Source organism: Pelatocladus sp., assembly GCF_059505505.1.
Genome location: NZ_JCACKS010000222.1, coordinates 1 through 12,131, shown reverse-complemented (window position 1 = coordinate 12,131; position 12,131 = coordinate 1). Strand labels below are relative to the sequence as shown.

The 12,131-nt window shown below is 40.6% G+C and carries 9 protein-coding genes and 1 tRNA gene; 6 read left to right on the top strand and 4 right to left on the bottom strand.

Features of this window, described 5'->3' with window-relative positions:
• The first annotated feature begins 139 nt into the window (after window positions 1-139).
• The 6 genes from AC5JMK_RS20545 (at window position 140) to AC5JMK_RS20520 (ending at window position 6,083) form a co-directional block, all read left to right on the top strand.
• Window positions 140-934 carry a hypothetical protein gene (locus AC5JMK_RS20545; RefSeq protein WP_495910914.1) on the top strand — a complete coding sequence of 265 codons (795 nt, stop codon included), beginning with the start codon at window positions 140-142 and terminating at the stop codon, window positions 932-934.
• Between the two features lie 75 nt (window positions 935-1,009).
• Window positions 1,010-2,074, top strand: coding sequence for a hypothetical protein (locus AC5JMK_RS20540; RefSeq protein ID WP_096677724.1), 1,065 nt, complete (start codon window positions 1,010-1,012; stop codon window positions 2,072-2,074).
• Window positions 2,074-2,901, top strand: a complete 828-nt coding sequence (locus AC5JMK_RS20535) for a hypothetical protein (protein WP_495910913.1) — start codon at window positions 2,074-2,076, stop codon at window positions 2,899-2,901. Before AC5JMK_RS20540 ends, AC5JMK_RS20535 begins: the two co-directional genes overlap by 1 nt.
• 206 nt (window positions 2,902-3,107) lie before the next feature.
• On the top strand, window positions 3,108-3,785 hold the full coding sequence (locus AC5JMK_RS20530) for a hypothetical protein (protein ID WP_096677722.1): 678 nt from the start codon (window positions 3,108-3,110) through the stop codon (window positions 3,783-3,785).
• 18 nt (window positions 3,786-3,803) lie between these two features.
• Entirely contained in the window at window positions 3,804-5,423 is a 1,620-nt protein-coding gene (locus tag AC5JMK_RS20525; protein ID WP_495910912.1) for a TrbI/VirB10 family protein, read from the top strand.
• A gap of 78 nt (window positions 5,424-5,501) precedes the next feature.
• On the top strand, window positions 5,502-6,083 hold the full coding sequence (locus tag AC5JMK_RS20520; RefSeq protein ID WP_495910911.1) for a hypothetical protein: 582 nt from the start codon (window positions 5,502-5,504) through the stop codon (window positions 6,081-6,083).
• Here the strand turns inward: AC5JMK_RS20520 and lnt are convergent.
• The 4 genes from lnt to hisC form a co-directional block, all read right to left on the bottom strand.
• A complete protein-coding gene (lnt, locus tag AC5JMK_RS20515) occupies window positions 6,037-7,677 on the bottom strand; it encodes an apolipoprotein N-acyltransferase (RefSeq protein ID WP_495910910.1) in 1,641 nt (546 codons plus the stop codon). The genes AC5JMK_RS20520 and lnt overlap by 47 nt on opposite strands.
• Window positions 7,658-10,249, bottom strand: coding sequence for a DNA topoisomerase (ATP-hydrolyzing) subunit A (gene gyrA / locus AC5JMK_RS20510; RefSeq protein ID WP_096677718.1), 2,592 nt, complete (start codon window positions 10,247-10,249; stop codon window positions 7,658-7,660). Before gyrA ends, lnt begins: the two co-directional genes overlap by 20 nt.
• A 479-nt stretch (window positions 10,250-10,728) precedes the next feature.
• Window positions 10,729-10,801 (bottom strand) — tRNA-Arg (locus AC5JMK_RS20505).
• Between the two features lie 115 nt (window positions 10,802-10,916).
• Window positions 10,917-11,975 (bottom strand): histidinol-phosphate transaminase, encoded by a 1,059-nt coding sequence (hisC, locus tag AC5JMK_RS20500; RefSeq protein WP_096677717.1) that lies wholly within the window; start codon window positions 11,973-11,975, stop codon window positions 10,917-10,919.
• Between the last annotated feature and the right edge of the window lie 156 nt (window positions 11,976-12,131).

The following is a 12,131-nucleotide window of genomic DNA, read 5'->3' as shown; positions in this document are numbered from 1 at the left end:
ATCTAAACCTTACTACAAACTTAAATGCAAATATAAATTCATCTGTGTTCATCAGTGTGCATCTGTGTTCGTAATCAGTAAAACTCTATTAGACGCACTCAAAATTCTTGATCAGCACACCATTTTTTAGGTAGAAACTATGAAAAAAATAATCTTTTTGTCTATTCCTCTGTCATTCTTAATTATCCTACCAGCAATGGCAGATATTGGTCAAGTTTGGACAGATTTTCAATCCTACGCCACAGATTTACAAAACTATCTCAGAAATAATCTCACCGAAACATTACAACCATTAGAATCTGAGACTCAAAGTGCTATTGATAGTTCCACTGGAGAATTAAACATACCCAACCCCAACGCCGCCGGAGAAATCATTCGTGATGGCACAATTTGGTATTATACTTCCGGCGATAAATTTGATAATAATTCCACTGTGAGAGCGAATTTAGTTAGCAATGAAATTAATCGCTTAATTACCCGTGGTGCAGCATCTGGACTATTGGGTACAAATGGACAACTGAGATTAAAAACAAAATTAGAAGAGACTGAAAGAACTTTGGAAGAAATTGCCAAATCTTCTGAAGAGACTGATCAAGAAAGCCAGGACTTACTAGATCAAGCTACAGCTTTAATTCCTGAAGATGCCAAAGATCCTATTAATAAAATATTAGCAATTCTTGGAGCCAATCAAGGTATTTTACAACAGCAAGGTATTAGAATTCAGCGCGAAGACTTAAAAATATCAGGTGAAAATTTATCACAAACAATACAAACTAACCAATTTCTACAATACTCTAATTTAAACCTAACTAACATCTCCCAGCAAGTAGAAGAAAATAATCGCGCCCGCAGAGTAGATAATTCCACTGAAGCATCTAGACTTTTACGAAATACTTCTCAAGTAGATTTATTTGGAAGAGCGTTTGAACAATGAGTGAATTGCGTTATTTGTTATTGGTAAGAGAATAATTTTGATTTCATCTAATAGAGATGAATTAAAAGTAAAAAAATGAACATTGTTATTTTCTCCCACTTTTATCTTGCTCAATCTAATATCCCTGATATCCCCGATATTCTCAATAGTGGTTTCACGACTGCTAAAACAATTTCGGAAAGTTGGGATAATCAATGGCTAGATTTATTACAAAATAATACTAGTGAAAATTTATATGGAGCATTAACAAATCTGGGTGTATTTTTCGCCGTCGGCACCCTATTGTTTTTCATGATACAATGGCTTCGAGATGTAATTTATAGTGAATATTCCCGTCCAATTTCTGCTTTGATTTGGCCTTTTATAGTAGTAATACTGCTAACCAATACAGGAAGTGGTAGTGTATTATCAAATCTCACACTGGGAATGAGAAATTTTATTAATACAGTGAATCAGCAAGTAATCACCACAGCAGATGCTAATAAAAATTACCAGCAAGCATTGAATATGGGTGTTGCTGAAGAAGTCGCTGGTTCTATGCTGCGTCCTTGCCAGTCATTAACAGGTGAACAACAGATTCAATGTTTTGTGAGAGCCAAAGACAAAACTCAGATTCTTTGGGATACATATAGAGATTTATATGGTGATAAAGTTTGGATTAGTAGATTAGAAACTAAAATTAATCAAATTGCATATAGCAGCAGTAGCGTATCGGAAAATGCATTTAATTCTCTGTTAGGTTCCACAGTCCAAACTAGTATCAAAAACTTTCTCATTTCCTTGCAATATGCTTTTCAAAATTTAATCGAAGCTACGATGTTGCTGGTAGCTACCCTGGGTCCATTAGCTGTGGGAGGTTCTTTGCTACCTGTTGCTGGTAAACCAATTTTTGCTTGGATGACTGGATTTTTATCGTTGGGAATTGCCAAAATTTCCTTCACTATAATTGCAATTTTAACTGCCACAGTGATTGTTAATGGCCCTGGTGAAGATGCAACTGCTGATCCTGATTTAATGTGGTTCATGATTTTTTTGGGACTTTTAGCACCAATAGTATCTTTGCTTTTAGCTGGTGCGGGGGGATTTGCGGTATTTAATGCAATTAGTAATACAGCTGCGTTGGCAAAAGAGAGGATATAATGGTACGCCTATTAGAGAAAAAGCAGCGAACAATTAATCTTTTGACTACATTTGCGATCGCAACTTTCGGATTGCAGTTGTTGGCTTTATTTTTATTAGCATTCCAAGGTTTAAAAATTCGTCAACTTAGTCTGAGAAAACCAGCCTCCTTCGTACAATTAAGAGATGGTCAAGCGATAACTGTTACTGATGACTTGGAAAGAGATCCAGAAGCAATTCGCCAATTTGTCAGTAAAACCATGACCTCAATTTTTAATTGGTCTGGTAAACTTCCACCACAAAATATTGAAGAAGTAACCAAACCCAAACCAGATTTAGGCATACTTATACCAACATCTGAAGGGAATAGCAAAAAAGTTAGTACTAGTAGTTGGATTGCTAGCTTTGCGATCTCAGAAGATTTTCGCAAAGGTTTTTTAAGTGAAATCGCAGCGATGACCCCACCAGAAGTTTTCACTAATAATTCTAGCCAAGCAATAAACGCACAAATAGTTATTAAGCGGGTTTACCCTCCTCAAAAAATTAAACCTGGTAAGTGGCGAGTTGGTTTAGTCGCTGACTTGATCCAAACCAAAAAATCGGATGGAAGAAAAATAATTATCCCCTTCAATAAAGATTTACTTGTGCAAGCAGTCGATTATTTTCCTTATCCGCTAGATGATACTACCAGCGTTTTGCAAAAAGCAATTTATAGTACGCGAGCAGAAAAATTAGAAATTTATGAAATCCGTAATTTATGTCTGTTGGATCAATATAATACTTTAACTCAGGAGCAATTAAAGCAGTGTGGAATTGAAACAAAATCAGATAGCTTTGTGAGGGAATAAAAAATAATTAGACTTTGGTCAGAATTTAATTCATGTTAGAGGTTGTTTGAAAAGTGATTGACTGTGAACTTAGGCACTTATTCATCCTCAAAACCCCCATCAAATTCCTCTTTTGTAAGGGGGATTTAGGGAATTATAAAACGTTTTACAATCTCTAGGAAGATTTTTAAAACATCTTCTTAAATGTAATTTAATAGAATTAACTCATGCAGTTACTTAAACAAGAAAATAAAAGAAAAAGTAGTATATTACCATTGTTTGCTGTTGGAACTTTTGGTTTAAATATTTTTGCATTGCTCGTACTAATGTTCCACGGTTCTATGTTGCAGCAGCTAAGTAAGCAATTAACTCCTCAAAGTTTAGTGCAACTCGCTGATGGTCGTGCTATTACAGCAGATCCCACACAAAATTTAGAACGATATCCAGACACAATCCGGCGTTTCGTCGGTGAAACAATGACCTTAATGCTAACCTGGTCTAAACAGCAACCACCGGAAAGTATATGGGAAATTAGTTCAGAACTTTTAACGAATGACGTCAAGCAAAAATTTCAATCCGAGATTCTTAATACAAATACAGTCAACCAATTTGAAAATCGCGGTGCTGAAAGTGTTTTGATTATTCAAAGAATTTCTCAACCTGTAAAAATTGCTAATGGCAAGTGGAAAGTAGAGTTGCAAGGGAATCAATTAATATTTAGCAATTCTGATAGATTAGGGAAAGCGATCGCATTTAATAAACAAATCTTAATCCAAGCCATAGATAATCAAAAAGTGACATTACCGGATCTACCACTTTCCTGGCATATAGCAGCTTACCGCATCGGTGAAGCTAGACTAGAAATCTACAATATATGTGACATCAAAGATAAAAACTGCTCCTGATTAAACAAAAGCTTTATTATGACTCGATATTCTATTCCTTCAGAAACTCATCCAGAAAATATAGATACTCCGATCAATGAGAATTACCAACCAGAATTAGGATTATCTGATTGGGAACTGCAAATGGCGAAATTGGTTGGCTTTGAACAAGAGTCTCCAACCATTGAAACACAAACAGAAACAGAAGCAGAAGAAAATGCACTCAACTTACCACAATCATCTTCACCTTCACCTTCCCCAGCACCAGAAATTTCCACTAAGCAGCCCTTCTCATCAAATCCTTTTGCTAAATTAGCCTTGGTAGGGACTACCACTTTTGCTTTAGTTTTAGTGGCTGGTGCTTTTTTATCACAGATGATGAATACTAGCAATCAAAAACCTAGAAAAACTAATATAGTCTCACCAAAAACGCCGCAAACAAGCACTGAAACGCGCTTGCAACAACTAGAAGGAGAATTAGAGACTCTAAAAACAAAATTAGCCTTAGCTGAACAAGCGCAAGCTGTAAAATTAGCACAGCAACAACTAAGAACTCAAAAAGTCACATCACGACAACCAACTTCTCAAGAGGAAAATTCCAGAAATAACAGACCCAAAATTGCTTTGCAAAAAACACCTACACCTACAAAAACAGTGTACATGCCACCAAAGGTAGTAACGCGGATTGTTACAGTACCCCAAACTCCACCAAACCCTACTTCCCCGCTACCTGTAGTTCCCACACCAGAAACTCAACCAACAGTTCAATTTACTCCCCAACCCACACCAGATCCATTGCAGGAATGGTCCAGATTATCGAAATTGGGTAGCTATGGTCAAGTATTAGCTGTTGCTACACCTAATAACACCAATGTAAATCGTCCAACTCCTGTACCTGTACAAAATACCAAAGTTCCGCCACAAACGACCAACTCTCAATCCCAGGATAATACCCCAGAACCACCAAGTTCTGTTGTTAGTCAAGCACAACCAAATAGTCCAAACTCTGTAAGAGTAGGAACTAGTGTCAAAGCCGTATTAGCTACTGCTGTATTTGGAGAAACTAGTAGAGCGACTAACAATAATAATAAGAAAGATAACAGTCCTCAAAATGTATTTGTAGTTCGTTTAAAAGAACCATTAAAATCTATAGATGGTGAGGTTGTATTACCAGAAAAAACTGAGTTGTTGACTCAAGTTAGTTCTATTTCTGAGCAGGGTTTGGTGCAGTTAGATGTAATCAAATTAGTTAAAGAAAACAATGGCAACCTGACAGAGCAAAATCTACCACAAAACGCTATCTTAATTCGTGCCTCGGCTGGAAAACCTTTAATTGCTAACCAATATAAAAAAGGAACATCCACCACCATGATTGATGCTCAACAATTTGTATTGGGAGGCGTTGGGAAAGCCGCAGAGTTATTTAATCGTACAGAATCGCAAGTTACTACCACAACTACAGGTACTATTGTTAGCAACAATAATCCCCGACGCAATCTCTTGGCTGGGATTCTCGAAGGTGGTGTGAAAACAGTAGTTCCCCAAATTACTCAGCGTAATCAACAAGCGATTTCTCAAGCAATGCAACGCACTAATATTTGGTTTTTACCAGCAGGAAAAGAAATAGAAATATATATTAATCAAACCATTCAGCTTTAATTGTCATTTGTCATTTGTCATTACCAATTATCAATTATCGACCTCAACGGATAGTATGAGTGTTCAAGTGGACATGAGATGAAACATCACATTAACCTGCAATTCAAACCCCCAAAAAATTCTTATAATCTAGCTTCCCTAATTTTTTCTGTTGCAATCATTGTGGTAGCAGGTCGTGCTTTGGCAAATAATGCTGTTCTCCGTTCCATGTTTTCTTGTCAAGCACAAGGTTTAGGGGGAGCAACACCTACTGTCAACGTCTGGTTTCAGCAAGGGACAAATTTAAGTTTTATTCCAGCTGGAGAAACAATTAAAAAAGTTTGGTTAAACGACCCATCCCAAGTGACAATGGATTTTGATGGGCCAATGTGTATGCAGTTTGGTCCAGATCGTAATAACAACGCCGGAGATTGTAAAAACTCCGCAGCACATGTAATTCAACTCAGACGAATTGAAAAAATAAATATTCCTGGTCTACCTAACGCCGATAAAACACTCCTAACAGTAGTTACTGAAGGAGGTGGAAAAAATAAGTTATACACCTTTGAAATTGTTTATGATACTGGCGCTCCCCAATATCATACTTTAGCAATTTACCCTGATCCCCCTACTGCTAGTTCAACTCCTGCTTGCGTGAGAGTTGGACAATCAAAAAATTAATCAGCCATATTCCCCCAGCTGATACTAATAATAACGGCGTTAACCAATCACCCCAACGCACATATAAACTCTGTGTCTGGCGGCGATAAATAGTTTCAGCGTGAATTTCGTAAGTATTATGTCCAGATATCCATTTTGTTCTCCCATGAGGATCTACAAAAGCTGAATATCCTGTATTCGTCGCCCGTACTGCCCATCTATCAGTTTCAATTGCCCGCATGATATCCTGGGCATGATGCTGTGCTGGCATTGATGCACTGTAATGAGCATCATTAGATGAGCTGAGGATAAACTGTCCGCCTGCTTGAGCTTGATAGCGAAATACTTCGGGAAAAGCAGATTCGTAACAAATACTTGCGATCGCACGACCAAAAGGCGTATTAAAGATTTGATTTGGTGAACCAGGAACTTGGTGTTCATCCAGTGGTGACAAACGACTAATAATACTGCCTAAAAGTTCTTCAAATGGGACATACTCACCAATAGGTACTAACTTCACCTTGTCGTAATGGCTAAAGAGTTTACCATCTTTTGTGACAGTTAGTAAGCTATTTGTATAACTTTTTCCCTTTTGTCCAAAACCGCCAATCCAAGCTACCACTCCTTGCGATCGCACCGCCGCCACTAAGGAACTACGCATGATATTTTGCTCAAAGAAAGGTAAGGCTCCTTCTGGCGTTAGTACTGCGTCTACTTTTTGATTTGCTAAGGTTAGATACCCAGTAGTGTAGCCTTCTAAAGCGCGACGCAGGCCTTCTGGATAAAGCTTAATTTGGTTAGGAATGTTACCTTGAATAATTCCGATCTTCAGGGCTGCGGTTGGTGGTTGAATCAGGGGACGGGTGTATAAGACAAAACCAATCAGGTGTAGGGTGGTTAATAATCCTGTGGCAGTAATTAGATATTTATTCACGAACCGCCAAGGCGCTTCGCGTGTATCGCAATTAATAAAAGCTTCTGCAATCAGACCATTCACAGCGACTATCGCTGCTGTTACGGCATAGGGACCGGAAAGTTGACCAAGATGTAAAATTGCGAGATTATACGGACTTTGTGTGTAAGAAATAGAACTCCAAAATAATGCTCCCCAACTCAATATTGTCTCGACACCACACCATAAGGCAGTACCAATGAGAACACGAACGTAGGGTTGTGGGATAGAATAACAAATAATTCTCATCCCTGTTGCCCACACCGCCACAGATGCAGCACCCCAGAGAGTGATGAATACCCAACAAAAAACAGCTATTCCCAAACTTGCTAGCCAAGGAACCCCCATCCAAGTCATGGGGTGAATTCCTGTGATCCAAGATAGGGCGAAACCGTGATAACCAATACCCCAAGCTAGAGAGATGGACAGAAGTGGGATTTTTGGTTTTGCAGAATTAACTACTAACACCCATAGAGGTGCTAAGGCGAACCATGCTAAAAACCAAGCATTGATGGGGGCGACGGTCAGCCCCATCAAAATACCGCTAAAGGCGGCGATCGCGAAACGCAGAAGCACAGATCCACGGAGGCTGAGAGTAAATATTTCTCCTCGTCCCCGTGTCTGTTTGTTCCCGTGTCCTTTCTTACTCTGGTTCTGTCGCATCACCAGTATCGGGGGGAACGATCGCTACTCCTGTAATCACATCATCTTCGTCTAGACGTTGTACGCGTACTCCTGTGGCAGAACGGGATTGGACGGAAATTGCATTCACTGCCTGTCTGATGATAATACCGCGACTTGTAACCATCATAATTTCATCGTCGTTATTGACAATGTGTAAGTTGGCTAGTTGGTCTTTGATTTTACGGTTTTTGAATTTGGTTGCCATTAAACCTTGACCAGCCCGATTTTGCAAGCGGAATTGGGCAACGGGTACGCGTTTACCGTAACCTCCAATTGTAATTATCAGTACCCACGGTCCGTCATGACCGTTACCTGGTACTTCTGGGGTTTCTTCGGTTTCGATTTCTTCGGTTTCGATTTCTTCGATTGCTTCGATTTCTGCTTCTGAGACAGGAGTCAAATTATCTAGAACGGCTGCGGGTAGAATATCCATTCCTACCAGTTCATCTTTAGCCTTGAGTTTCATGGATTTCACACCACGAGTAGCACGACCGAGAGGACGCAGTTGTTCATGGTTACAACGGAAGTGAATGGCCATACCTTGACGGGAACCAATGATCACGCTGTCTTCGACTTTTGCCCGTCGTACCCAGCGTAGTTGATCGCCTTCTTCTAGGGAAATGGCAATTAAGCCGTTGGCACGAATATGACTAAACGCTTCCAATACGGTTTTCTTGATGTTGCCACCTTTGGTGAGCATGACCAAATACTCATCGCTGGTAAACTCGCTGACGGGTACGATGGAGGTAATTTTTTCTTCTTTGGGAATTGGCAACATCTGCACAATTGCTGTACCGCGACTGGTACGGGAACTTACGGGAATTTGGTAGGCTTTAAGGCAGTAAACCACACCGCGATCGCTAAAGAATAACAGACTATCGTGGTCACAACAGGTCAAGAAATGCTCGACGCCATCATCTTCTTTGACTTTGGCAGCCGCTTTACCTCTGGTGGCACGGTTTTGTGCTTCAAAGGTGTTAACGGGCATCCGTTTGATATAACCTTGCTCGGTAATTAAAATGATCGCTTTTTCGTTGGCGATTAGGTCTATGTCTTCTAAGTCGCCTTCGCCGTGAGTAATTAACGTCCGCCGAGGTGTAGCAAATTTAGTTTTGAGATACTGGATTTCGGTTTCGATAATTTGCAGTATCCGTTCACGCTTTGCCAAAATATCTTGCAAGTCGGCAATTTGAGCTTGTAATGCTTCATGTTCTTGGCGGATTTTATCTGCTTCTAGGGCTGTTAATCGCCGCAATTGCATTTGTAAGATTGCATCTGCTTGCGCTTCTGATAGTCCGTAAGTTGTGATTAACTCTCCTTTGGCTGTTGGTGTATCAGCAGCGTGGCGAATTAAGGCAATAATTGCATCGAGGTGAGATAGGGCAATTAATAACCCTTGCAAGATATGGTCACGTTCTTCAGCTTTCCGTAGTTCGTATTGGGTGCGTCTGGTGATCGCTTCGATCCGAAAATCCAGAAATACTTGTAGAAACTGCTTGATGGTGAGGATTTGGGGTTCACCGTTGACCAACGCCAACATATTGGCCCCGAAATTAGCTTGCAGGGGCGTTTGCTTGTAGAGGTTGTTCAGAACTACACGGGGATAGGCGTCGCGCTTGAGTTCGATGACAATTCGCATCCCATCGCGATCGCTTTCATCTCGGATGTCAGCAATTCCCTCGATGCGCTTGTCGTTTACCAACTCGGCAATTTTCTCAATTAATGCAGCTTTGTTGGTTTGATAGGGTAACTCGGTGACGATAATTGCTTCCCTTTCTGGGCGTCCTCGCATTTCGATGGTTTCAATATTTGCTACACCGCGCATGGTTATAGAACCGCGTCCAGTGGTGTAAGCTTCTTTGATCGCCGCAGTACCAAGAATGTGAGCGCCTGTCGGAAAGTCAGGTCCGTGGATATACTGCATTACTTGGGTATCAGTTATTTCTGGGTTCTGAATCACTGCTACTAACCCATCAATCAACTCACCCAAATTATGAGGCGGGATGTTGGTTGCCATCCCAACAGCGATCCCCGAAGAACCATTCAATAACAACTGTGGTAATCGTGCGGGTAACACAGTCGGTTCTTGCTGGGAACCGTCGAAGTTATCGGCAAAATCTACGGTTTCTGATTCGATATCTTGCAGCAGAGCATCGCTAGTCAAAGCTTGCAAGCGGCATTCGGTGTAACGCATGGCCGCCGGAGGGTCGTTATCTACAGAGCCAAAATTACCATGCCCTGCAATTAAAGGCGATCGCATGGAAAAATCCTGTGCCATCCGCACTAAGGCGTCATACACTGCTGTGTCGCCGTGGGGGTGATATTTACCCAAAACTTCCCCCACAACACGCGCACATTTACGGAAGGGACGGTCTGAGGTCAACCCCAACTCATGCATAGCGTAGAGGATACGCCGATGGACAGGTTTCAGACCATCCCTGGCATCTGGTAGCGCCCGTCCAACAATGACGCTCATGGCATACTCCAGGTAAGACCTGGACATTTCGTTTCGCAGATCTGTAGGGATAATCCTCTCCTGAGAGGTTGTCATAACCTAAAAAACTCCAATAATGGCTAGTTTTAGCGATTAAAGCGAAAATAAGCAAAATTATTACAAACTAAGCTGGAATAATTGCCATAATTTGTTACAATTTTAGCACAAATTGTCTATTTCTGGCTGTTAAGCAAGACCTAGCGTCGCTCAAGATTCAAGGAGCAAGGACAAATATTTTGTAGTTAGTTGGTCATTTATGGCTGTTGTTAAAGCACAGGTAATTTTGATTGCTCAGAAAGTTAATCACATACAGCGTATTGCAGGTTTATGAGGTACAGACTATTCGGTCATAAATTATAAGAAAGTTTTTCACTCAATCAGAGATGTACCTCATTTACTTGAAAACTGCTGTAAAAAGCTAGGCTCTTACCAATTTTTGTTGATCAAGGTCAGAGCCATCATTTGTTGATTGAGATTTTACCCTAATTTGGCGGAATGCCCCTATCTCGGCGAAGCAGGTTAGGGTACTTCACAAACGAGCGTGGAGGGATTCGAACCCCCGACCTACAGAACCGGAATCTGACGCTCTATCCACTGAGCTACACGCCCTTGTACTGCTCAATTACGCACATACAACAGACTAATACTACCATAAAAAAGCTATATTACAATGCTCAGTGCAATTTACACTCAGCATATAATGCGATCGCACTGTTTCAGGTAATCACTGGGAATTGATCAAGCTAACTAAAGCTTCAATTAATATTTGATTTTGTTCATCTGTACCAACTGAAATCCGCAGTTTATTGTCTAATCCTGGTTGCTTGAAGTAGCGTACTAAAATACCTCGTTCCTTCAATCCTAAATAAAGTTGTTCTGCATTGCTTTGTTCTGGTGTAGCAAGGACGAAGTTTGCTTGTGAATCAAGAACATTGAAACCCAAGTTCTTCAACTCAACACTCAGCTTTGCTCGTGATATTTTAACTTTCTCGGCACAATTGTTTTTATAAGCTTGATCACGCATTGCTGCTGCACCAAGCATAGTAGCGATCGCATCAATGTTGTAACTATCTTTGACTTTAAACAACCCTGTCAGTAAATTGGGATTGGCAATACCAAAACCCATCCGTAAACCTGCCAAAGAGTAGCCTTTGGATAAAGTACGCAACACAATCACATTCTCAAATTCCTGCACCAACGGTAAGGCAGAATATTCAGCGAAATCAACATACGCTTCATCGATCGCCACAATTCCTGAAACTTGCCCTGCTAAAGTACGTAAATCATCCAACGGTACACAATGACCAGAAGGACTGTTGGGAGAAGCAATAAACGTAATCGCGCCCTTAGCAGCAACCAGATCATCAATCGGCAGTCTAAAATCTTGGGGATAGGGAATTTCCACAACTTCCGCAGGTTGCATGGCTGCTAGGGTACGATATAAAACGTAAGTTGGCATAGGGTAAACAACTTTGCGATCGCGTCCTTCCGCACAAGCACGCATCAACACATTCAACACATCATCACTACCGTTACCGACAATAATCCAATCGGCGGGTACATCCAAAGCTTCACTTACAGCTGCACAAAATTCACGCGCAAAAGGATCAGGATAACGCCGTAACCATTCGCCATCTAAGGTTCTGAGGATATTAAGTGCATTTGGTGACGGCGGATAAGGATTTTCATTAGTATTGAGTTTAATAATTTTAGTTCCCAGTTTCGGCTGTTCTCCGGGAACGTAACCAGTCATCGCATCAATAGCAGGACGGAAGTAACTCATGAAGTTAAAAGTTTGCAGATTACCAGCATGATTATCATGTGTATACGATTTTCCACAGAACGCTACGCGATCGCGCTAGCCACTCCTACAGAGTATCGCTTTATTAGACCTCTTGCAAAAAAGTTTTATGGTATAGTGTCATATTTACCAATTTTT